22 protein-coding genes and 4 pseudogenes are annotated in these 22,249 nt (G+C 60.9%); 8 read left to right on the forward strand and 18 right to left on the reverse strand.

What is annotated here, in order from left to right:
• Positions 1-49: 49 nt before the first annotated feature.
• The 8 genes from N2600_RS34225 to N2600_RS34260 form a co-directional block, all read right to left on the reverse strand.
• Complete coding sequence (locus N2600_RS34225) at positions 50-346, reverse strand: DUF2160 domain-containing protein (protein ID WP_222281239.1); 297 nt, start codon at positions 344-346, stop codon at positions 50-52.
• Positions 346-1,257, reverse strand: coding sequence for a carbohydrate ABC transporter permease (locus tag N2600_RS34230; RefSeq protein ID WP_017969350.1), 912 nt, complete (start codon positions 1,255-1,257; stop codon positions 346-348). Before N2600_RS34230 ends, N2600_RS34225 begins: the two co-directional genes overlap by 1 nt.
• A 1-nt stretch (position 1,258) precedes the next feature.
• The gene (locus N2600_RS34235; protein WP_162116627.1) at positions 1,259-2,125 is read right to left on the reverse strand and encodes a carbohydrate ABC transporter permease; all 867 of its coding nucleotides are present in this window, start codon (positions 2,123-2,125) and stop codon (positions 1,259-1,261) included.
• Positions 2,126-2,127: 2 nt separating this feature from the next.
• Complete coding sequence (locus tag N2600_RS34240) at positions 2,128-3,198, reverse strand: ABC transporter ATP-binding protein (RefSeq protein ID WP_260299877.1); 1,071 nt, start codon at positions 3,196-3,198, stop codon at positions 2,128-2,130.
• 9 nt (positions 3,199-3,207) lie between these two features.
• On the reverse strand, positions 3,208-4,287 hold the full coding sequence (locus tag N2600_RS34245) for an ABC transporter ATP-binding protein (RefSeq protein ID WP_222385976.1): 1,080 nt from the start codon (positions 4,285-4,287) through the stop codon (positions 3,208-3,210).
• Positions 4,288-4,328: 41 nt separating this feature from the next.
• The gene (gene glpD, locus N2600_RS34250) at positions 4,329-5,843 is read right to left on the reverse strand and encodes a glycerol-3-phosphate dehydrogenase (protein ID WP_260299878.1); all 1,515 of its coding nucleotides are present in this window, start codon (positions 5,841-5,843) and stop codon (positions 4,329-4,331) included.
• Positions 5,844-5,964: 121 nt separating this feature from the next.
• Positions 5,965-6,738, reverse strand: coding sequence for a DeoR/GlpR family DNA-binding transcription regulator (locus N2600_RS34255; RefSeq protein ID WP_222385974.1), 774 nt, complete (start codon positions 6,736-6,738; stop codon positions 5,965-5,967).
• Positions 6,739-6,836: 98 nt separating this feature from the next.
• Positions 6,837-7,754: a DMT family transporter gene (locus N2600_RS34260; protein ID WP_260299879.1), complete on the reverse strand. Its 918-nt coding sequence runs from the start codon at positions 7,752-7,754 to the stop codon at positions 6,837-6,839.
• Between the two features lie 72 nt (positions 7,755-7,826).
• Between N2600_RS34260 and N2600_RS34265 the strand changes: the two genes are divergently transcribed.
• Complete coding sequence (locus N2600_RS34265) at positions 7,827-8,756, forward strand: LysR family transcriptional regulator (RefSeq protein ID WP_260299880.1); 930 nt, start codon at positions 7,827-7,829, stop codon at positions 8,754-8,756.
• A 176-nt stretch (positions 8,757-8,932) separates the two neighbouring features.
• On the opposite strand, the pseudogene N2600_RS34270 reads toward N2600_RS34265, so the two are convergent.
• Both N2600_RS34270 and N2600_RS34275 read right to left on the reverse strand, forming a co-directional pair.
• A pseudogene (locus N2600_RS34270) lies at positions 8,933-9,346 on the reverse strand (hypothetical protein); the annotation flags it as partial.
• Between the two features lies 1 nt (position 9,347).
• Complete coding sequence (locus N2600_RS34275; RefSeq protein ID WP_017969341.1) at positions 9,348-9,869, reverse strand: DUF992 domain-containing protein; 522 nt, start codon at positions 9,867-9,869, stop codon at positions 9,348-9,350.
• A gap of 590 nt (positions 9,870-10,459) precedes the next feature.
• Between N2600_RS34275 and N2600_RS34280 the strand changes: the two are divergent.
• A pseudogene (locus N2600_RS34280) lies at positions 10,460-10,706 on the forward strand (hypothetical protein).
• A gap of 20 nt (positions 10,707-10,726) precedes the next feature.
• Entirely contained in the window at positions 10,727-11,086 is a 360-nt protein-coding gene (locus tag N2600_RS34285) for an EF-hand domain-containing protein (RefSeq protein ID WP_260299881.1), read from the forward strand.
• 77 nt (positions 11,087-11,163) lie between these two features.
• Here the strand turns inward: N2600_RS34285 and N2600_RS34290 are convergent, their stop codons facing one another.
• The 4 genes and pseudogenes from N2600_RS34290 to N2600_RS34305 form a co-directional block, all read right to left on the reverse strand.
• Positions 11,164-11,328 (reverse strand): DUF1328 domain-containing protein, encoded by a 165-nt coding sequence (locus tag N2600_RS34290; RefSeq protein ID WP_162116620.1) that lies wholly within the window; start codon positions 11,326-11,328, stop codon positions 11,164-11,166.
• A 99-nt stretch (positions 11,329-11,427) separates the two neighbouring features.
• Positions 11,428-12,018, reverse strand: a complete 591-nt coding sequence (locus N2600_RS34295; RefSeq protein ID WP_162116619.1) for a hypothetical protein — start codon at positions 12,016-12,018, stop codon at positions 11,428-11,430.
• A gap of 147 nt (positions 12,019-12,165) precedes the next feature.
• Positions 12,166-12,423 (reverse strand): annotated as a pseudogene (locus N2600_RS34300) (VOC family protein); the annotation flags it as partial.
• A gap of 105 nt (positions 12,424-12,528) precedes the next feature.
• The gene (locus tag N2600_RS34305) at positions 12,529-14,151 is read right to left on the reverse strand and encodes an ABC-F family ATP-binding cassette domain-containing protein (protein ID WP_222387704.1); all 1,623 of its coding nucleotides are present in this window, start codon (positions 14,149-14,151) and stop codon (positions 12,529-12,531) included.
• 204 nt (positions 14,152-14,355) lie between these two features.
• Between N2600_RS34305 and N2600_RS34310 the strand changes: the two genes are divergently transcribed.
• Positions 14,356-14,685, forward strand: coding sequence for a DUF6665 family protein (locus tag N2600_RS34310; RefSeq protein WP_032986043.1), 330 nt, complete (start codon positions 14,356-14,358; stop codon positions 14,683-14,685).
• 105 nt (positions 14,686-14,790) lie between these two features.
• Positions 14,791-15,660 (forward strand): aldose 1-epimerase family protein, encoded by an 870-nt coding sequence (locus N2600_RS34315; protein ID WP_260299882.1) that lies wholly within the window; start codon positions 14,791-14,793, stop codon positions 15,658-15,660.
• Positions 15,661-15,705: 45 nt separating this feature from the next.
• Here N2600_RS34315 and N2600_RS34320 read toward each other — a convergent pair whose 3' ends face one another.
• Both N2600_RS34320 and N2600_RS34325 read right to left on the reverse strand, forming a co-directional pair.
• Complete coding sequence (locus tag N2600_RS34320; protein ID WP_260299883.1) at positions 15,706-17,295, reverse strand: DHA2 family efflux MFS transporter permease subunit; 1,590 nt, start codon at positions 17,293-17,295, stop codon at positions 15,706-15,708.
• A gap of 23 nt (positions 17,296-17,318) precedes the next feature.
• The gene (locus N2600_RS34325; RefSeq protein WP_260299884.1) at positions 17,319-18,503 is read right to left on the reverse strand and encodes an HlyD family secretion protein; all 1,185 of its coding nucleotides are present in this window, start codon (positions 18,501-18,503) and stop codon (positions 17,319-17,321) included.
• Positions 18,504-18,639: 136 nt separating this feature from the next.
• Here N2600_RS34325 and N2600_RS34330 point away from each other — a divergent pair, with 136 nt between their 5' ends.
• On the forward strand, positions 18,640-19,287 hold the full coding sequence (locus tag N2600_RS34330; protein WP_222281246.1) for a TetR/AcrR family transcriptional regulator: 648 nt from the start codon (positions 18,640-18,642) through the stop codon (positions 19,285-19,287).
• Between the two features lie 68 nt (positions 19,288-19,355).
• Here N2600_RS34330 and uxuA read toward each other — a convergent pair whose 3' ends face one another.
• Together uxuA and N2600_RS34340 are read right to left on the reverse strand one after the other, a co-directional pair.
• The gene (uxuA, locus tag N2600_RS34335; RefSeq protein WP_260299885.1) at positions 19,356-20,543 is read right to left on the reverse strand and encodes a mannonate dehydratase; all 1,188 of its coding nucleotides are present in this window, start codon (positions 20,541-20,543) and stop codon (positions 19,356-19,358) included.
• A gap of 41 nt (positions 20,544-20,584) precedes the next feature.
• Positions 20,585-21,306 (reverse strand): annotated as a pseudogene (locus N2600_RS34340) (GntR family transcriptional regulator).
• 224 nt (positions 21,307-21,530) lie between these two features.
• Here N2600_RS34340 and N2600_RS34345 point away from each other — a divergent pair.
• Positions 21,531-21,929: a DUF2934 domain-containing protein gene (locus N2600_RS34345; protein ID WP_260299887.1), complete on the forward strand. Its 399-nt coding sequence runs from the start codon at positions 21,531-21,533 to the stop codon at positions 21,927-21,929.
• A 44-nt stretch (positions 21,930-21,973) separates the two neighbouring features.
• Positions 21,974-22,225 (forward strand): hypothetical protein, encoded by a 252-nt coding sequence (locus N2600_RS34350; protein WP_222281249.1) that lies wholly within the window; start codon positions 21,974-21,976, stop codon positions 22,223-22,225.
• The last annotated feature ends 24 nt before the right edge of the window (positions 22,226-22,249 follow it).

The raw sequence follows: 22,249 nt of genomic DNA on the forward strand, positions 1-22,249 counted from the left end.
TCACGTCTCAGGCGGCCAGAAAAACCCCGGCCATCTGCATCAGTTTGCCTCACACGTAACGGAATACGCCGACGGCGTAGATAACGGAGAGAGCGAGAGCCCACCAGAGGCTTGATCCAGCGAGACCAAGCCAGGCAAGATGGATAAAGGCGCTGCCGAGCAGCGAAAGGAAAAGCCGGTCACCGCGCGTCGTCTCGAAGCGCAGGATTCCGATCCGGGGATTGCCGCCCGGAGCGGCGTATTCCCAGACCCCCATGCCGATCAGCAGCAATGCGATGACGACGAAGAAAGTGGCCGTCGGCCAGGTCCATGCCATCCATGAAAAATCGGGAAGCGAAAAACTCATCAAACCCTCCCTAGGGCGAAGCCCTTGGCGATGTAATTGCGCACAAACCAGATCACCAGCGCCCCTGGGATCAAGGTCAGAACACCGGCGGCGGCGAGCAGGCCCCAATCCATGCCGGACGCAGAGACGGTACGGGTCATGGTGGCAGCGATCGGCTTCGCGTCGGTCGTCGTCAGCGTGCGTGCGATCAGCAACTCGACCCAAGAGAACATGAAGCAGAAGAAGCAGGCGACACCTATGCCGCTCGCAATCAGCGGCGTGAAGATCTTCAGGAAAAAGCGCGGGAACGAATAGCCATCGATATAGGCCGTTTCGTCGATTTCCTTCGGCACGCCGGACATGAAGCCTTCAAGGATCCAGACCGCAAGCGGCACGTTGAAGAGGCAATGCGCCAATGCCACGGCGATGTGCGTATCGATGAGCCCAAAGGCTGAGTAGAGCTGGAAGAACGGCAGGGCAAAGACCGCCGGCGGCGCCATCCGGTTCGTCAGCAACCAGAAGAACAGATGCTTGTCACCAAGGAACCGATAACGGGAGAAGGCATAGGCCGCCGGCAGCGCGGCTGCCACCGAGATCACCATGTTGATCACGACATAGGTGATTGAATTGATGTAGCCGGAATACCAGGCCTTCTCCGTGAAGATCGTCACGTAATTGGCGATCGTCGGGTTATGAGGATAAAGCGTCAGAGAATTGACGATTTCCGCGTTGGTCTTGAAGCTCATGTTGACGAGCCAATAGATCGGCAGCAGGAGCACAATGATATAGATCGTTGGAACCAGCCACCACCAGCGCGATTCCTCGCCGCGCCGGCGCATCAGACGGCCGACTTCATCGGCGGAGAGCCCGCTTGCGACACTGGTAACGCCAGAGATTTTTCGGCTCGCTGTCGTTTCGTTGGAGGCGCTCATTTCAATTCTCCGCGTCGTGGCTTGTCATGACGGTGTAGAACACCCACGAAAGCAGCAGGATGATCAGGAAATAGACCAGCGACATGGCAGCGGCCGGACCGAGGTCAAACTGTCCGAGGGCGGTCTTGACCAGATCGATCGACAGGAAAGTGGTCGCGTTGCCGGGACCGCCACCAGTGACGACAAAAGGCTCGGTGTAGATCATGAAACTATCCATGAAACGCAGCAGCACGGCGATCAGAAGAACGCGCTTCATCTTTGGCAGCTGGATATAGCGGAACACAGCCCAACGAGAGGCACCGTCGATCTTGGCTGCCTGATAGAAGGCATCCGGAATGGAAACGAGGCCTGCATAGCAGAGCAAGACGACCAGGCTCGTCCAGTGCCAGACATCCATTATGATGACCGTCACCCAGGCGTCGAGCGGATCCTGCACATAGTTGTAATCGATGCCGATGGCATTGACGTAATAGCCGAACAAACCAATGTCGTTGCGGCCGAACACCTGCCAGATCGTGCCGACCACGTTCCACGGGATCAACAGCGGCAGCGCCATCAGAACCAGGCAAACCGGCACGCCGATGCCTGACTTCGGCATGTTGAGCGCAATGAAGATACCGAGCGGGATCTCAAGAGCGAGAATGATCAACGAAAAAATCAAGTTTCGCTGCAGGGCGGCCCAGAATCGGTCGGAATGCAGGATTTCGGTAAACCAGTCCGTTCCGTTCCAGAAGAACTGGTTGTTTCCGAAAGTGTCCTGAACGGAATAGTTCACAACCGTCATCAAGGGAATGACAGCCGAGAAAGCCACCAGCACGAGGACCGGCAGAACCAGAAACCAGGCTTTGTTGTTCCAGGTTTTTTCCATGATTAAGCCTCCGGTCCGGCACGCCAGGAGTCGGCATAGATACTGATGCCCGATGGCTCGAAGGTCACCCGGGGATCAGCCGGAATTTCCTCGTCCTCAGGAACGATGACTGCGATTGCCTGGCCGGCAAATTGCGCGCGGACGATCTTCTGCCGGCCGATATCTTCCACTTTGCTGACCGTCACAGGCATACCCTCGCGGCCGACCCGGATAAATTCGGGCCGGATGCCAAGCTCTACCTTGGACGCCGACGAAGTCTTTGGCGCATAGTCGAGCGACAGCGCGTGCTCGCCGACCCGAACCGTACTGCCCTCTACCTTGGCCGGCATAAAGTTCATGCCCGGCGAACCGATGAAGTAGCCGACGAAGGTATGGCTTGGACGCTCGAAGAGTTCGGTCGGAGTGCCGATCTGCACGATCTCGCCGTCGTACATCACAACGACCTTGTCGGCGAAGGTCAGCGCCTCCGTCTGGTCATGCGTGACATAGACCATGGTAAAACCGAACTGCTTATGCAGCCGCTTCAGCTGCGATCGCAGCACCCATTTCATATGCGGATCGATAACAGTGAGCGGCTCGTCAAAGAGAATCGCGTTCACATCCGAGCGCACGAGTCCGCGGCCGAGCGAAATCTTCTGCTTTTGGTCCGCAGTCAAGCCGCGCGCCCGCCGCTTGGCCCAGCCGGCAAGATCAATCATCTCGAGGATCTCGCGGACGCGCCGGTCGACTTCCGCCTCGGCCACGCCGCGGTTGCGCAGAGGAAAGGCGAGGTTGTCGTAAACCGTCATCGTGTCGTAGATGACCGGAAACTGGAATACCTGCGCGATATTTCGCTGCTGCGTCGGCAGGTTGGTAACATCCTGCCCGTCGAAGAGAATCCGTCCTTCGGAAGGCTGAATGAGGCCGGAAATGATATTGAGCAGCGAGGTCTTTCCGCAGCCCGAAGGCCCGAGCAGCGCATAGGCGCCGCCGTCGTTCCACTCGTGATGCACTTCCTTGAGAGCGTAATCCTTCTCGCTCTTCGGGTTTGGCCCATAGGCATGGCGAATATGATCGAGGGTGATACGTGCCATGATCTTCTCCTAGCCCCCTTGCCTGGCTGTGGTGATCGCCCGGCCGTCCGCGCCGAACGCCATCAGGTGACGCGTATCGATGAAAACGGAGATGTCCGTATCCGGGTCGATATTGTGGATGCCGTGCGCAAGCATTACCCAGCGGGTGTCGGCAAATTGCAGGTGGACGAAACTTTCCGACCCGGTGATCTCCGAAACCTGCGTCCTTGTCGTCATCCGCGCTGAACCAGCCGTCTGGGCGGTTGGTGCAAGATGATGCGGGTGAAACGCGATCGTTGCCGGCCCGTCCGGCACATTCCGAAGATGCGGCGGCACTGCAAGAAGCAAAACGCCATCGCGCAGGAAGTTGCCTTCCGATTTGACCAGATCAATGAAATTCAGCGGCGGATCGGCAAAGGTTTTCGCCGTCGTCAGATCGAGCGGATGACGATAGACCTCGACCGTCGGGCCAAACTGGGTGATCCGGCCCTCGCTGAGCGCTGCCGTATTACCGCCCAGCAACAAGGCTTCGGAGGGTTCGGTCGTGGCATAAACGAAGATTGCGCCGGACTGCGCGAAGATGCGCGGCAATTCCTGCCGCAGTTCCTCACGCAGCTTGTAATCGAGGTTGGCAAGCGGCTCGTCCATCAAAACGAGGCTCGCATTCTTCACGAGTGCACGGGCAAGCGCCGTGCGCTGCTGCTGGCCACCCGAGAGGTTGAGCGGCGTGCGATCGAGATAAGGCCCGAGTTTCAGAAGTTCGGCGGCCTTGCGCACCTCCAGATCGATGGTCTTGGCATCCTTGCCGGCAATCCGCAGCGGCGAGGCAATATTCTCGTAGACCGTCAATGCCGGATAATTGATGAACTGCTGGTAGACCATCGCGATGTTGCGCTTCTGGACAGGCATACCCGTCACGTCAGCGCCATCAAAATGGATCGTACCGGTCGTCGGCCGATCAAGGCCGGCCATCAGACGCATCAACGAGGTCTTGCCCGACAAGGTCGGCCCAAGCAGAACGTTTAGCGTTCCTCTTTCAAAAACAAGATCGGTTGGGTGGATATGATAGTCTCCTCCCACCATCTTTGCGGCCTTCCGCAGTTCCAGCATTCCTGTTCCCGTGCCTCCACGCAGCGGGGACCACACGCCGCCTATCCGACCATCGCCGGTATGGCAGCCATGTACTCCTCCAGTGACTGGGCCTGCTCCTTCGAAAGGCGCAGACCATCCTTTGTTCTCCTCCACAGCACGTCTTCAGCGTGCCGGGCCCATTCATGTTTGACCAGATAGGTTACCTCGGCCTCGTAGAGATCGCCGCCGAACAGCCGTCCGAGATCGTCGAGGCCGCGGGCTTCGCCGAGCAGCATCTTGGTCCTGGTGCCGTAGCGGCGCACCAGCCGGCGGGCATGCCGATCTGCGAGGAACGGATAATGCCGTTTCAGGTCGGCGACCTCGGCATCGTAACCCCGGACCGGGAAGTCGCCGCCGGGCAGATGGCTTTTCGCCGTCCACGGGGCGCCCTTGACGCCGATCGCAGCGCCGATCTTCTCCAGCGCATGTTCGGAAAGCCGGCGATAGGTGGTGAGCTTGCCACCGAAGACGTTGAGCAGCGGCGCGGCATTTCCTTCGCCCTCCAGCTTCAACACGTAGTCGCGCGTCGCCTCCTGCGCCTTCGAGGCGCCGTCGTCATAAAGCGGCCGGACCGCCGAATAGGTCCAGACGATATCCTCCGGCCCGACCGGCTCCTTGAAATATTCCGACGCCGCATTGCAGAGATAGACCGTCTCCTCCTCCGAAATCCTGACATCCTTGGGATCGGCGGTGTAGTCGCGATCCGTGGTGCCGATCAGGGTGAAGTCGCCCTCATAGGGGATGGCGAAGATGATGCGGTTGTCGGGATTCTGGAAGAAATAGGCGCGCGGATCGTCGAATTTCTTCTTCACGACGATATGGCTGCCCTGGACGAGGCGGACATGGTGGGCTTCGTTTTGGCCGAAAGCAGAACGTATGACATGGTCGACCCAGGGACCGGCGGCATTGACCAGCATACGAGCCTGATGGCTATCGTTGCGGCTGGCGACCGTGTCGGTGGTCTCGATATGCCACAGACCGTTCTCGCGCCTTGCCGACACCACCTTGGTGCGCGGCATGATGGTCGCGCCCTTGTCGGCGGCATCGCGGGCGTTCAGCACCACCATGCGGGCATCGTCGACCCAGCCGTCGGAATATTCAAAGGCCTTGGAAAACAGCGCCTTCAGCGGCTTGCCGGCCGGATCGCGGCGCAAGTCAAGCACCGATGTCGGTGGCAACAGCTTGCGGCCGCCAAGATGGTCGTAAAGGAAGAGACCGAGCCGGATTAGCCAGGCCGGCCGGATGCCGCCCTTGTGGTAAGGCAGTACGAAACGCAGAGGCCAGATGATGTGCGGCGCCATCGCCCAGAGGATCTCGCGCTCCATCAGCGATTCTCGCACCAAGCGGAACTCGTAATGCTCGAGATAACGCAAGCCGCCATGGATCAGCTTGGTGGCGCCCGACGAGGTACCCGAGGCGAAATCGTTCATTTCCGCCAGCGCCACCGAATAGCCGCGCCCGACGGCATCGCGCGCGATGCCGCAGCCGTTGATGCCGCCGCCGATGACGAATATGTCGTAAATCTCCCGGCCCAATATCCCCTCCGAGCCCATTCCAAATTTCGCATCGCACAAAACTTGCGCAATTGCGAAAGCAACATCAGTTAAAACGAAAGAGATCCGAATGTCAAACGAATGTTTGGCGGGAGATGGTCGTCTAGCGAAATCTGCTGTTGGTTTCGATCAGCTTCACATTGTTTTCGAGGCAGAGATTGCGGATCGACGGCACCGGACAGTGATCGGTGATGAAGGTATGAACCTGGGAAAGCTGGCCGATCCTGACTGGTGCGGTGCGTTCAAACTTCGTCGAATCGGCAACGAGAATGACATGTCGGGCATTGGCGATGATTGCCTGAGCGACCTTCACTTCGCGAAAATCATAGTCAAGAAGCGCACCGTCGATGTCGATCGCAGACGCGCCGATCACGGCGTAGTCGACCTTGAACTGGCGGATGAAATCGACGGCCGCCTCGCCGACGATCCCGCCGTCCGCACCGCGCACGACCCCGCCTGCGATTACCACCTCGATCGCCGGGAAAAGGCGCAACCTATTGGCAACGTTGATATTGTTGGTGATTACCATCAGCTCGTGATGGTTGGCGAGCGCCTCGCCCACCGCTTCTGTCGTCGTTCCGATGTTGATGAAGAGCGAGGCGCCGCTCGGGATGAGCTCGACCGTCGCAATGCCGATTGCCTGTTTCTCGGAAGCGGCGATCTGGCGGCGCGCTTCGTATTTGACATTCTCCGTCCCACTCGGGAATGTGGCGCCGCCATGGATGCGCGTCAGCAGCTGCGCATCGCAGAGATCGTTCAGGTCCTTGCGGATCGTCTGGGGCGTCACCGAAAAGCGGGAGGCGAGCTCCTCGACTAGAACCCTGCCGCTCGATTTCGCAATCGCCACGATTTCAATTTGCCGGTCGGTCAAGAACATCAGCGCGCGCCTTTCGATCTGCTTTCGTTTTAAAGAAAGCGAACCGCAACGCAATGCCTAACTGGTACCGGGCAGCCTTCCCCGCCCGAATTCGACGCTTACCGCTTCCGCATCACGTTGACGACCAGCACGCCGAAGATTGCCATGACGCCACCGACCGCGCCGAGCACCGTCGGCGTTTCGCCCAGCCAGACGAACCCGATCAGCGTGGCAACCGGCGGAACGCCATAGAGGAAATTCGAGGCGCGGGCGGCGGTCAACCGCTTCAGGGCGATCGCCCAGGTGAAGTAGCCGATCGCGGTTGGGAAGATGACGAGATAGGCAACCCCCCAGTTCACCTCCGCCGGTGCGGCGGCCAGCGCCTGGATCGTCGCCGGAACGGCTGGAAACAGCGGCACGGAACCGATCATCAGGATCCAGGCAGTGACGGCAAGCGCCGGCAGCCGCCCGAGCAGCGGCTTCTGCAACACGCTGGCGATCGATGAGCAAAGCGCTGCGCCAAGGATGAGGACGGCATTTGGATCGAGCTTGAAACCTCCGTCGGAGGCGACTGCAATCAGCGCCACGCCGCCGAAGGAAATCGCGGTGCCCGCCCAGCCCCATCGGCCGAAGCGCTCGCCGAGCGCGAATGTGGCAATGAGGGCGGTGAAAACCGGCATGGTGTTGATGATGAAGCTCGCCGGTCCTGCCGCAACGGTCTGCTCGCCTGTGTTCAGCAGAACCGCATAGGCAGCAATGAAAAGCACGGCGGCAACGGAGAGGCGAACGAAATCGCGTTTTTCCGGCATCGGCCGGTAGATAACGAGATAGACGAGCGCGATGACACCGGCTGCCACATAGCGGGCCGTCGCCAGTTCGATCGGCGTCAGCGGTCCGAGACAGATACGGATCACCACGAAGGAGGACGCCCAGAAGAGGATGGTGACGAGGATCGCCACAAAGGCCACCAGATCAAACCCGCCTTGCTGTTTCGTCGAAATCGGTGCGCTTGCCGCCATGCTCATTTTCGCCTCCATATGTTCCTGCGACAGTGATTAGGTCTTCGAGGCGTGCTTGAAAAGCATCGCAATCGATGATCAAATGTGCGTATGGTTCACAGCTCGCCAGTGCTTCCGCCGCTCGATACGCTCGAGACCTTTGCCCGCGCCGCCCGGCTCGGATCGTTTTCGGCTGCAGCCGAGGAAAGCGGCATCACCCACGGCGCGGTGTCGCGACAGGTCTCGCGCCTGGAGCGCTGGATGGGCGTACGGCTGTTTGCGCGCGAAGCTCGGGGCGTGCGCCTGACGCCGGAAGGTATGCGGTTCTTCGCGCGGGCGGAGGAAGCGCTCGCGCTGCTCGGCAACAGCGGCGAGCGCTGGCTGCCTCGTCGCAACAAGGCAGTGGTGCGCCTTTCGGTGACGCCCTCCGTCGCCTCTCTATGGCTGTTTCAGCGCCTGCCGAAGCTCGAAGGAAACGAGCTGCATGTCGAGCTGACGCTCGAACACCGGCTGGCGGATTTCGGCGAAGGCACGGATCTTGCCATTCGCTGCGGCAAGGGGCCGTGGGCCGGCGTGCGTGCCCTGCCGCTCTGGCAGGAGAAATCGTTTCCGATCGCCGCCCCGATGCTGGCGGACCGGCTCGGGCAGCGCTCCGATGCCTTTTCGCTGCTCGAGATGCCGATCTTGCATGATTCGAATATTGAAGGCTGGCGCCGCTGGCTCTCCCCTGAGGGTGTCGACTACACGCCGCGCGGCCACGACCGGCGCTTCGAGGACTACAATCTGGTGATCGATGCCTGTGCACAGGGGCTCGGCATCGCGCTCGCGCGCCCGCCGCTGTCGGATGCCGCGCTGGCCATCGGGCGCGTTGTCGCTGTCTCGGAGCGGACGCTCGATTACCATGTGGCTTTTCACCTGATTAGACCGGACGATGCGCTTAGAAGCCCTGCCATCGAATTCGCCAGCCGCTTTCTGCGCGAGGCTGGCCATGATGAGGCAACGATCGCCGCCTTTGTCGCACCTGGTAGGGTGAAAGCGTAGGAAGCCCAGCCGCGGCTCCGGCGATCATACTCCGGCGAAAACTTCAGGGGCATTTCCTTCACCAGTTGGAAACCAGCGGCCCCATAGATGGGTAAGCCTGGATCCGGGGCATGAATGACGGCGGCGGTGCAGCCAATCGACCTCAGATAGTCGACAGCCTTGTTGGTCAGCGCCAGTGCGATTCCGCGCCGGCGGAAAGCGTCTCCGACATAGACGGACCAGATGTAACCGTGCAGCCGCCGCTCCGGCCGGATGACCCCGGAAACGACGATTGGTGCAGCTGGCAGGATGCGGAACCCGGCGATGGCCCTGTCGATGATGGCAAGGAACGAGGTCAGCCGGCGCTCTTCGCGACCGATGAACGACAAGATCCGCGCCGCCGCATCAGGCCTGTAGTGTTCCGGTGGTGTGCCGTAGCTCTCCCAGATATTCAGATAGTGCCCAACCAGGATCTCGTCCTCGCCGGCGTTGCCATTCGAATATCCATGATGTCGTGATCCGGCTTGGGCATGCGAGGGCGCGAAATCGCTCCTCAGAAGAGGTGGCGGCGCCCCCTTGCCGCCATGCGGCGGGAGGCGCCAAAAAGGCATATCAATTCGCTGCCGTCAGCGTCATCGAGGCACTGCCGGCCGCAACGTTGAGGCCGAGCTGACCGGTCAGGCTGACCGTCTGCAGATGGATCGAACCGGAGGTGCCGCCAACCAGGAGATTAGCGCCGACACCAGCGCCGAGCGTCGCTTCGGCTGTAGCGCCGACATAGAGGCCGGCGAGCGATCCGCGGTGATAGCCGGCCGTCGGCGCGAACACCGCCCAGATCAGGCGGCTGCGCGTGGTGAAGCCAATGTCGATGCCGAGCTTTCTCACTTCGCCGGTATAACGATCCGAAAGTTCGTTGCCGACGGTCGACTGGAAGATGCAATCAGCTTCCTTGGATGAACCAAGCACATAACCCGTGCCGCCACCAATATCGCAGGTGAGGTAGCCGATTTTCACGCCATTGCGCAGGTCCGGCTCTTCATATGTCCTCGTGACGAGGTCAGCGGCATTGACCGCCCCTGCGCCGACAAGCGTCAACGATACCGCGGCAAACGCCGTCGCAACAATTTTCTTCATAAGTCTCTCCTTCTCAAATCGTGACGGGAGCATACCCGGCTACTCGCCACCAGATTCGGCAACAGATAACGGACGGAACCGCAAAACGATCCCGAACCGGCATCATTTACGCATCGCATGTCGAAGCGCGTGGGAGGGCGCAAGCGACAAACACGCTTACGGTTCAGCCCCCTTTGGGACATTTCGAAGGCATCTTTTCGCGTCATCCGGTTATTTAACGATGTTATCAGCGATGGTTGCCGGAAAGGCACGATCCCGAGCGCTGTCAACTCTCAACGAGCGGTATTATGCACATCGCAGGCACCCCTATTTGCGTAGACGATCGATGATCGCGTAGGTTGCCATGCCATATAGATATCTGTACTATTTGAAGATACTCTCCATGCGGCACTGTAACTGGAGAGGAAACGGCATGATGTCTTGGCATTGCCGCAGAATTTCCGCTTGCTTTCCGGAATTATGCTTCTGTTCGAACAGAAACTAAGTTTGAATTTGAGAAATATAATCAGGCGATATTTTCTCGGGGGGCGGACAATCGTACGCCCCCCGATCTCTATTGGAGATGGCGGGCAATCTATCGGGAGGGAAAGATGGGCATAAGCAGGACAAATATCATACTGGCGGGATGCCTTGCCGTCTCCGCCTGCCAGTCCGGGCCGACGTCGCAGGCCGTCTCGGATCGTAATTCCGAATTCGGCTGCATTGCGGGAACCGTCGGCGGCGATTGTCGGCGGCTTGATCGGCAGCACGATCGGCGCCGGAACCGGGCAAGTGCTTGCTATCGGCGCCGGCATCGGCGGCGGCGGTTACGTCGGCAACCGTCTGGCTTGCCGCTAATTGGAGAGGGATAACAAGCGATGAAGACCTTGGCTTTGGTGACCACATTCATACTGTGCCAATGCGTTGGGGCAGTGGCGCAACAACAGCAACAGCCTGGATCGATGTATCAGGGCCAGATGGATCGGCTTGACACGAATACCACCAAGACCGTCGACCGATCAGAATACGAGACCTTCATGGGCACGGCTTTCGGAAGTCTCGACAAAAACAACGACGGCAGCCTGCAGTCCGATGAGACGGTGCAGATTCTGACGGTCGCGCAATTCACTTTGACTGACGCGAACCACGACGGCCGCATCAGCCGCAGCGAATTCATGCAGCGGGTGATGGCGGATTTCGCGACAGCCGACCACGACCGGGACGGAAACCTTCAGTGACGGAGGCGTCAAACCGGATGTGGCAATGAAGAAAAACCCGGCAATGTTCGCCGGGTTTTATGCTCGATTTGTTCGCACTAGGTTCTTCTCATCAGTTGCATAACGAGCGAGACGACGAACAGCACCAGGAAAATGAAGAACAGAACCTGGGCAATGGAAGCTGAAGCCCCTGCGATGCCGCCAAATCCGAGGACGCCGGCAATCAAGGCCACGACGAGAAACACGAGAGCGTAATAAAGCATCGCAATCTCCTTGTACGTTGCTGCGGTGATAACGAAGGCAGCCCCATTTGGTTCCCGTCCGTCTGATGGCCGGGACATGCAGCGTCGCATCAGCTCCATTCAGCCGACGTGAAAGACGCCGCTGTACATTCGGTCGCCTTCATTCGGCTCGGGAGGTTCGGCTGCGTCGAGATAGGCCTTGAGCGGCCCGGTTAGGACGAACCAGATGCTGGCTCCCAGCATGAAATAGGCTCCCACCGGATCGTCGATGCGGGCGATGAACGGAAGGCAGGCGGATGCGAAGAGGACGATGATCCGCACCGACCACTCCGCCTCACGTTTAGCGATGGCGCGCGCTCTTAGCGACTTGTATTCCCGGGCGCCGTAACCGCCTTGCCCTGCCTTCACAGCCGAAAGCAGCTTTCGAGCGGACGGCAGCGCCAGCATGACCAGCGCGGCAACACTGAGCGTGAAAGTCTCGCCGGCCATGACCTGCCCGCTCGCGATCAGGAGAAAGGAGAGCACAACGAGATTCCACGTCGGCTCCAGCAGCTCCGGCGGTTGCCGCGTGCGGATATGCCAACTCCGCAGCAAACCCGCCGCGCCGTGCAGTAGCGGCTGATCGATGTAGCGATTGATCCAGTCCATGCCGATGCGCCCGTCCCCGATTGCATGAAGAGGCCTCCGAACACCACGGAATTTGGTCATCATCGTGGCAACAGCCGCCGAATCCGTTCTTTGCGTGGAAGAAGCCGCCTGCCCGTACGGCCGATGACGGCAAAATACGAAGGTGGCATCAGAGTACTGCAACAGCCGTCTAAAGTGCGTCGCTTTAAATCTTTATTTTTGCGCATGTCGTTATCGCAAACCGCTGCACACTTTTGCGCGACATGCTTTGGCGCAATTCCGCGCGACCTCCCAGACATGGCCCGACGGATCGGCAAAAGCCGCGGTGCGGCGGCCCCATGGGCGATCGGTCGGGCCGTTGAGCAGCGCGACCCCGAGTTTGCGCAGTTCTGCAAAAACCGCATCGACGTCATCGACCTTGATCGTCAGCAGCAAGCGTACGCCCGAACCGAGCGCTGACACTGCGACCGGCTCGACCAGTTGATGCGCCTGCGCTGCATCGAGTTGCTTCGAGCGGCCAACCGATATCGCTGGCCGGCTCTCCGCTTGTCGTTCCGACGCTGACGGTTTAGACATGCCGCGCAAAGAAAATCGTCAGCTTCGCAGTCCGGGCGCCTCGTGGCCGGTGCGCGCCACATATTCGGTATAGCCGCCGCCATATTGATGGATGCCCTCGGGCGTCAGCTCCAGTACCCGGTTGGAGAGTGCGGCCAGGAAATGCCGGTCGTGCGAGACGAACAGCATCGTGCCCTCATATTGCGACAGCGCCTTGATCAGCATTTCCTTGGTGTCGAGGTCGAGATGGTTCGTCGGCTCGTCGAGCACGAGCAGGTTCGGCGGATCGAACAGCATGATCGCCATGACCAGCCGCGCCTTCTCGCCACCGGATAGGACCCGGCACCGCTTCTCGACATCGTCGCCGGAGAACCCGAAGCAGCCGGCCAGCGCGCGCAAGGGCCCCTGCCCTGCCTGGGGAAACTGGTCCTCCAGCATCTGGAACACGGTGCGCTCGCCGTCCAATATGTCCATGGCGTGCTGGGCGAAATAACCCATCTTGACGCTGGCGCCCAGTGCAACGCTGCCCTGATCAGGCGCGGTGGAGCCGGTCACCAGCTTCAGCAGCGTCGACTTGCCGGCGCCGTTGATGCCCATGATGCACCAGCGTTCCCGGCGGCGCACGACGAAATCCAAACCGTCATAGATGCTGCGGCTGCCATATTTCTTGTGGACATTCTTCAGGTTGACCACGTCCTCGCCGGAGCGCGGCGCCGGCTGGAACTCGAAGGAAACGATTTGACGGCGCTTGGGCGGCTCCACCCGGTCGATCTTCTCGAGTTTCTTCACGCGGCTCTGCACCTGGGAGGCATGCGAGGCGCGTGCCTTGAAGCGCTCGATGAACTTGATCTCCTTGGCGAGCATCGCCTGCTGGCGTTCGAACTGAGCCTGCTGCTGCTTCTCGTTCTGCGCCCGCTGCTGCTCGTAGAATTCATAGTCGCCGGAATAGGCCGTCAGCGTGCCGCCGTCGATCTCGATGATCTTGGTGACGATACGGTTCATGAACTCGCGGTCGTGCGAGGTCATCAGCAGCGCGCCTTCATAGCCTTTCAGGAATTCTTCCAGCCAGATCAGGCTTTCCAGATCCAGATGGTTGCTCGGCTCGTCGAGCAGCATGACGTCGGGACGCATCAGCAGAATGCGGGCGAGCGCCACGCGCATCTTCCAGCCGCCCGACAGCGCACCGACATCGCCGTCCATCATCTCCTGGCTGAAGCTTAGGCCCGCGAGCACTTCGCGGGCGCGTCCATCGAGCGCATAACCATCCAGCTCCTCGTAGCGCGCCTGCACCTCGCCGTAGCGATCGATGATCTCTTCCATGTTGTCGGCCTGCTCGGGATCGGCCATGGCCGCCTCGAGCTCACGCAATTCCCCGGCAACGATGCTGACAGGACCTGCGCCATTCATCACCTCGGCAACGGCGCTGTGGCCTGCCATCTCACCGACATCCTGGTTGAAATAGCCGATGGTGACGCCTTTCTCGCAGGAGACCTGCCCCTCGTCGGGTTGCTCCTCGCCGTTGATCATCCGGAAGACGGTCGTCTTGCCGGCGCCGTTCGGGCCGACGAGACCGATCTTCTCGCCTCTGTTGAGCGCTGCGGACGCCTCGATGAAGAGGATGCGGTGGCTGAGCTGCTTGCTGATATTTTCGATACGGATCATGGTTTGCGCGGGAGCCTGGAAAGAGATTTTGGCGCCCTTATGCCACGCGTTGACACGGCAGGATAGGCCTGTTTCCCACCCTCTCGATGTCGGGAGCATGATGCTGAAACAGTGAGCGGTTTTCGGACGACATCATGCTCACCTTCTTTAATTTTGGGCCGGATTGGCTAATATTGTGGCTCGCGCCAACGGAGACCTGTGCCAATGAGCGTTCGTCCGCCGCAATCCTTCAGACAATCCGAGCAGGATAGAAACGGCTTCAACGTCCTCGAATACGAGTTGATGTCGGCGCGCGCGGATTCGCTCGGACGGCACGGGCTAAAGGTGGAGGCAGCCCTTGCCGCCCTGAAGGCCTGGGCTGCCGACCGCCAGAGCGCCGAAGACCGCGAGAGGCTTCTCAACGAAGCCTCCGACGCCGTCTGGGCGTTCTTCATCCAGCGTGAGATTTGCGGCTTGCGGAACAACCGCGACGCCATCCAGCGCTACGGCATCCCGAACGAAGTGATCGCGAGATTGGGCGCGATCAGGAAATGACGAGGGCAGCGGCTGGTGTGGCTGCCGTCCCGCCCCTCTACTGGGTGGAAATCCCCCGTTCGGAACGGTATGGCTTGGTGCCGCACCAATGCGAAAGGAAGCGCGATGCCAATCTCCATCCGGATCGGGAATCAGGATCTCACCATCGATGTCTCCTCTCTCGGCGCCGAGATGCAGGCGCTGACATCAAGCGACGGACGCTCGTGGTTATGGACCGGCGACGCAGCCTTCTGGACCGGGCGGTCGCCTATCCTGTTTCCGATCGTCGGCAAGGCGCCTGATGACAAGATCGCGATTGATGGCGCGGTCTATCCAATGGCCCAGCATGGCTTTGCCCGCCGCAGCGAATTCGCCCTTGCTGCCTCCACTGAGACGATGTGCCGGTTCGAACTGGCCGCCTCGGAGGCGACGCGGGCGGTCTATCCGTTCGAATTTCAGCTGGCCGTGGTGCATGCGGTCGAGGGCCGCGCGTTGACTGTCACGGCGGAGGTCACCAATCGCGACCCGAAGCCGATGCCCTTCGGCCTCGGCTTCCATTCGGCCTTCGCCTGGCCATTGCCCGATGCTGCCGGCCGCGACCATATCGTCATGCTCGACAATAAAGGCGAGCCGGCGCTGGTGCGGCTGGGAGGCGGTCTCATCAATCCCGCGCCCCTGCCCTCGCCGTTCGATACCGGCCGGCTGGTGCTCGATCATTCGATGTTCGAGCAGGATGCGATGATTTTCCCTGATGGTGCGGGCGAAGGCCTGACCTATGGCGTCGAAGGCGGCCCCACCATGCACTTCCAGTTCGAAAACCTGCCCAATCTTGCGCTGTGGACCAAGCCGGGAGCGCCCTTCCTCTGCATCGAGCCCTGGCATGGAACGGCCGCGGAAGCCGGCGGCTCCGGCGAGCTATCGAAGAGGCCATCGACCACGATCCTGGCGCCGGGCGCCGTGGCCCGCTTTGCCTTTACGGTCGAAATCCCGCAATAAAAGGCAGCAGAAGGCGCTCGCCGGGAAGTCCGGTGAGCGCTGGTTTCAGTGAGCGCCGGCGCCACCGCCGGCCCGCGGTTTTTGGGTGAGCAGCAGGGCGACGGCCGCAATGGCGAGAACCACGCCAATGACGGCGAAGGTATCGGCAAAGCCGAGGATGAGGGCCTGGCGTTTGACGACCTGACCAAGCGCCACGACGGCTTTCTGGGCGGCGACGGCATGATCGGAAACGCCATGCTGCAGGAAGTAGCCTGTCAATTGGTCGAGACGGGTGCGAACTTCGTCACGGCCGAGCGTCACCGACTGGCCAATGATGTTCGAGTGGAACTGCTCACGTTTGGTCAGCACCGTTCCGAGCGTTGCCGTGCCGACGGCGCCGCCGAGATTGCGCAGCATGTTGGTGAGGCCCGAGGCGGCGGCCGCATCAGAAGGGGCGATGCCGGCGGTGGTGATGGCGGTGATCGGCGTCAGCACCAGGGCCTGGCCGATGGCGCGGATGATATTCGGAATCCAGAACTGGTCGCCTGCGGTATCGGCCGACAATGTGATGTTCATGAAGCAACTGATCGCAAAGATCGAGATGCCGAGGAAGCCGATGTAACGCGCATCGAAGCGCTTCATCATCATCGGCACGAGCGGGATCAGAAGCAGCTGCGGCAGGCCGGTCCAGGCCAGCACGTTGCCGATCTGCTCGGCATTGTAGCGCTGCACCTGGCCGAGATATTGCGGCAGGATATAGACGGTACCGAAGAGGGCGACGCCGACCAGCACGTTGACGGCAACGCCAATGCCGAAGTTGCGCTGCTTCAGCAGGCGCAGCTTGACCAGCGGCTTTTCCACCGTCAGCTCGATCCAGATGAAGGCGACGAGGAAGACGAAGGCGAGGATGCTCAGCTTGACGATGAAGGGCGAGGAGAACCAGTCCTCCTTGTTGCCTTCTTCGAGCACCGTCTGCAGCGCCGAGAGGCCGATCGCCATGCTGATGATCCCCGCCCAGTCGCCTTCCCTCAGCAGGCCGAGCCGCATCGGCTGCTTGTCGAGCGTCAGGGCAACGGCGACCGCCATGATGGCGCTCGGGATGGCGTTGATGAAGAAGATCGTCTGCCAGCCGTAATTTTCGGTGAGATAGCCGCCGATGGTCGGGCCGATCGCCGGTGCAAAGGTGACCGAGAGCGCGAAGGCTGCAAGGCCGAGCGGCTGCTGGTGCTTCGGCAGCTTGGTCAGCACCATGGTGAAGGCCATGGGGATCAGCACGCCGCCGGCAAAACCCTGCAGGCCGCGCAGCACGATCATCGTGCCGAGATCATGGGCGAAGGCACAGCCAATCGAAAACAGCGGGAAGAGGACTGAGTTGACGAGGATATAGCGGCGGAACGAGAAGACGCTGCTGAAATAGGCTGTCAACGGGATGACGACGATCTCGCCGATCAGGTAGGAGGTCGAGATCCAGGCGCCATTGTCGACGCCTGTTCCGATGCCGCCCTCGATGTCGAGCAGCGAGGCATTGGTGATCTGGATATTGAGGATCGCCATGAAGGCACCGATCATGCCGGCGAGAACGGCGATCCAGTCTCTGGTGCTGGCGCCGGTTTTCGGCTGCGGGACAGCGATGGTTGTTGCTGCGATGGTGGACATGACACGAACTCCTTGTCCCCGGCCTAGCTGCGGTCATTCTTGGTGTCGATGCTAGGCTGGACCGACATGCCGGGGCGCAGGTCGCCGTTGGCGGCGGCGTTGCCGTCGAGCACGATCCTGACGGGAATGCGCTGGACGACCTTGGTGAAGTTGCCGGTAGCGTTATCGGGTGGCAGCAGGGCGAATTCCTGACCGCTTGCCGGCGCGAGGCTGTCGACATGGCCGTGATAGGTGCGGCCGGGGAACATATCGACCTCGATATCGACTGGCTGGCCGGCCTTGACGTCGGTGAGTTGGGTTTCCTTGTAGTTGGCGATGACATAGGCAGCCGTCGTCGGCACGACCGACATGAGCTGGGTGCCGGCCTGGACATATTGGCCGACGCGCAGCGTCCGGTTGCCCACGGTGCCGTCGACGGGCGCGGTGATCGTCGCATAGGAAAGGTTGAGCTCAGCCTGGTGCTGGACGGCCTGGCTGTGCGCAAGCGCCGCCTTTGCCTGGGCCAGTTCGGCGTTGAGAAGATCGACCTGCTTGACGGCGGCATCGAGCGAGGCGATGTCGCGCACGATCGACGCCTGGGCGGCAGCGATTTGCGAGGCGGCCTGTTGCGCCGTCTGGACCGGGGCATAGCCGCTAGTGGCAAGGTTCGAATAGCGCTTGTTGTTCTGCTCGGCAAAGGTCTCGTTGGCGCGGTCGACGTCGACCGTCGCGCGGGCGGCGGCGATCGTCGATTGCTGGATATCGAGCGAAGCCTGCTTGGCGTTGACGGTGGCCTCGGCTGCGGCGACGTCGGCCTTGGCCTGATCGAGTGCTGCCTTGAAATCGCGGTCGTCGATGCGGGCAAGCGGCTGGCCGGCCTTGACGGTCTCGTTGTCCATGACGAGGACCTCGGCGAGATAGCCTGTTACCTTGGGGGCGATGGTGCTGCTGTCGGCCTTCACATAGGCGTCGTCGGTCGAGACATGGAAGCGGCCGACCGTCCAGTAATCATGGCCGTAATAGGCGCCGGCGGCGATCAGCACGAGAGCGGTGGCGCCGAACAGCAGGGAGCGGCCGCCGCCCTTGCGGGCGGGCTTTTCCTCGGCAACAGGGGCGGCGGCCTCGGCGATGCGCGGCGTCTTGCCGGCGTCAAGGCTTGCCGGGACAGCTTCGACAACAGTTTCGGCGACATCATTGTTGTTCAAGGCATGCAGCTTCTTGATGGTCATTGTCTCTCTCCGGATGACGGGTCGCCGTCTCTTGGGCTGCGGCCTCTGAATTCGAGTGAAATCCTATTTAGGAAACTTGATGTTTTCCAAAATATGTATTAGAAATTGGATGTCAATGAGAATTTGGAAAATCGTTATGGTCCAAAATCACGAAATCGAGAAGAAGCCGCGAGGACGCCCGCAAGTCCGCTGCGACGAGGATACGAGAAGCCTGATCATCGAGGCGGCGAACAGGCAGTTCCACCAGAACGGCTATGCCGCGGCGAGCATCGCTGCGATCGCGCAGGAGGCCGGGATTTCGACCAAGACGCTCTACCGCCTGTTTCCGACGAAAGCAGATCTCTTTTCGGAGATGATCACGGAGCGCACGGAGCGTTTTTTGTTGGCGCTTGACCCCGGCACACTCGCCGTGGCCGATCTCAGGCAGGGGTTGGAACGCATGCTGATGGCCTATGGCATGCTGACGCTGTCAGTCGATACGATCACCGTGACCCGGCTTGTCATCAGCGAATCTGATCGATTCCCCGAGATCGCCAACGCCTTCTATGAAAAGGCGGTCGTCAGAACCAATACACTGATGGAGAACTGGCTTCACAAGCAGATCGATCGCGGACTGATTGCGCTTGATGATCCGCATGCGGCCTGCGGCATGCTGCGCGGCATGATGATCATGGAGCCGCAGCGTGCCGCGATGCTGCGCCAGGAGCCACCGCCGAAGATCGAGACGATTGCGGCTCGGGCGAAGATGTGCGCCGATCTTTTCCTGAAAGGTTGCGCGCTCTGAAGCACCGCTCGGGCTTCAGAGCGCGATGATTTCCGCTGAAGGGCGAACGCCGCGAACCGGGGCGGCATTCAGTTCGGCGGCGCGCCGAGCGCATGCAGGATGCCGCGCAGTTCGGCGAGGCCGCGCATGCGGCCGATGGCGGGGTAACCTGGCGTGACGACCTTGTCGAGATCGTCGAGCATACGATGGCCATGATCCGAGCGGAAGACGATGGTGTTTTGCGCGCCGCGGCGGCGATCCTCCGCAACCAGTTCGCGGAGAACGGCGACCATGTCGACGTCGCCTTCCAGATGCGCACTTTCATGGAACGTCCGGCCATCGCCCTCGCGCGTCGTGGCGCGCAGATGGGCGAAGTGGATGCGCGAAGCAAAACGCCGGGCGATCGCCGGCAGGTCGTTCTCGGCACGCACGCCGAGGCTGCCGGTGCAATAACACATGCCGTTTGCCGCCGATGGCACGGCATCGAAGAGCGCGGCATAATCATCGGCCGTCGAGGCGATGCGCGGCAAGCCGAACAGCGAGCGCGGCGGATCATCGGGATGCAATGTCAGCTTGACACCGCGCGCTTCGGCAGCCGGCGTCACCGCCTCCAGGAATTCGATCAGGTGCCGACGCAATCTTGCGGCATCGATACCGCTATAGGCGACCAGCTTTTCCCGGAAGGCCGGAATGGTCAGCGGTTCGGTGGTCGACCCCGGCAGAGCCGAGGTGATGATACGGGTGATGTCGGCGATCTCCTCGTCCGACATAGCCTCGAAAACGACACGCGCCCGTTCGCGGTCCTCCTGTGAATAGTGCTGCGCCGCATCCGGCCGCTCCAGGATGAAGAGATCGAAGGCTGCGAAGCGTTCATGATCGAAGCGCATGGCGGTAGCGCCTGTCGGCGTCACGAAATCGAGGTCGGTGCGAGTCCAGTCCACGACAGGCATAAAATTATAGCAGACGATCGGAATGCCGCAGGCGGCGACCGCTTCGAGACTGGCGATCCACGCCTCGATCTCGGCCTTCGCCTCCCCGCCCTTGCGCTTGACGGCGTCGGGGATCGGGATGCTCTCGACCACCGACCAGACGAGCGGGGAACGGTCGCCGGGCGTCGTCTCGATCAGGGACTGGCGTTCGCGCACTTCCCTTTCCGTCCAGGCCCTGCCGATCGGCACCTGATGCAGCGAAGAGACGATATTCGTCGCGCCCGTTTGGCGGACTTCATCCAGCGTCACCGGCGCTTCCGGTCCGAACCATCTCCAACCCTGTCGCATCTTCTTCCTTCCCTAAGTCTTTCGTTTCGTGTTGCCTGCCGTCAGCAGAAATAGTCGGGGTAACGCGCGCGCAGTTCGTCGACATCGGGAATGACGGCGCTTAGGTGATGGATCATCGCGCTGCGTGCAGTCGCCGCATCGTGAGCGGCGAGCGCATCGCGGATAATGATATGTTCGTGCACGACGTTGTCCATGCGCCCGAGCACCGGCAACGTCAGCCGCCGAGCCCGGTCGATCTGCACCTTGACCGTTTTCAGGATCGCCCAGATGCCGGGATAACCTGAGATCTGTGCGATCGCCTCATGAAAAGCCTCATCCTCCTCATGGAAGCTCGAGGCATTGCCGGTCGCAGCATGCCCCCGCTGGCGGGCAATGATGGCGTCGAGACGGGCGATATCGGCGGCAGTCGCAGTCAGAGCCGCGGTCTCGACGGTCGTGCCTTCGAGCGCCTTGCGCACGACGACCGCCTCGGGGATCGCCGAGACCGGCACCCGCGATACAACGGTGCCCGACTGCGGGTAGATATCGACCAGTCCGCCTTCGGAAAGCCGGAGCAGCGCCTCGCGCACCGGCGTGCGGCTGACACCGAATTCATCGGCGATCCGCTTTTCCTGCAGCAGCATGCCAGGCGGCATCCGCAGCGACACGATGTCGGCATAGAGGCGAACGTAGATGACGCCGGCAGTGGTGATGCGGCGCAGCTGCTCCCGACTTCCTGCGACGTCGCGACTGCCGAACCTTTGGTTTCTAATGCCTGGCGCATGACATACCGGAGCGTTAAAACTTAGTGGCATACTAGTATATCGGCTTTATCACCTTGCCAAGACGTCCGGCAGACTGTGGCAGTATGACTGCATCTGGAGGGGCGGCACTTCGCGAATGCGCGGGCGAACAGCACAAGCCTGGAAGCCCGATCTTTTGCGCCGAAGCATTCTTTGTTTGGAACTTAGATCGTACGAGTTGGTTGAGATCCTCAAGGAGATGCTCATGAAAAACCCAGCACGACGCAAGACAAGCGACGGGAAGGCCGACGGCGGCCGACCGGAAGCCCCACCCGCGGACGCAGGCGGACGGAAAATGACTCGGCGAGCCGCAAACCAAATCGATAGGCAGAGCGGGTCGCCAGCAGCCAGACGCGACGAGGAGATCCGAAAAAGGGCGTACTCCCTGTGGGAGAAAGAAGGAAGACCGGAAGGCAAGCACGGGCGTCACTGGACTCTCGCCGAGCATGAACTCGATGCGCAGCAGGGCGAAGCCGACAACCCGCCAGATCTCGCAGCACTGCGAGAGGCCTCGCGCGAACATACCGATGCATTCCTCGTTAAGACGGATCTCGAGGATGCGGATCAACGCGAAGCCTCCCCCGGTACGCGCGAACAGGATTGAACTTTCCGCGCGCCAATTCAGACCTCTTGCAGAAAGTTCCCGACATGGCCGACAAACAGAATTTGAGCGCCGGATTCACCGGCACACCCGCTGAGCAGCCACAGGGATTGACCAAAGTCGCGAAGTCGGCCGCCAAAGAGATGAAGCGTGAGGCTTATGCGGTCGCCTCCGGCGCCAGAGAGCACCCGCACACCGCAAGCGCATTGCTGCTCGCCACCGGCGTTATCGCATTCGGGTTTGGTTATCTCCTTGGTCGATCATCGGCGGAAGGTTCGACACGCCCATCTTGGCGATAACGGCGGCCGCTTCGATAAAAAACC

It is taken from the genome of Rhizobium sp. WSM1274 (genome assembly GCF_025200775.1).
Classification (GTDB): domain Bacteria; phylum Pseudomonadota; class Alphaproteobacteria; order Rhizobiales; family Rhizobiaceae; genus Rhizobium; species Rhizobium leguminosarum_I.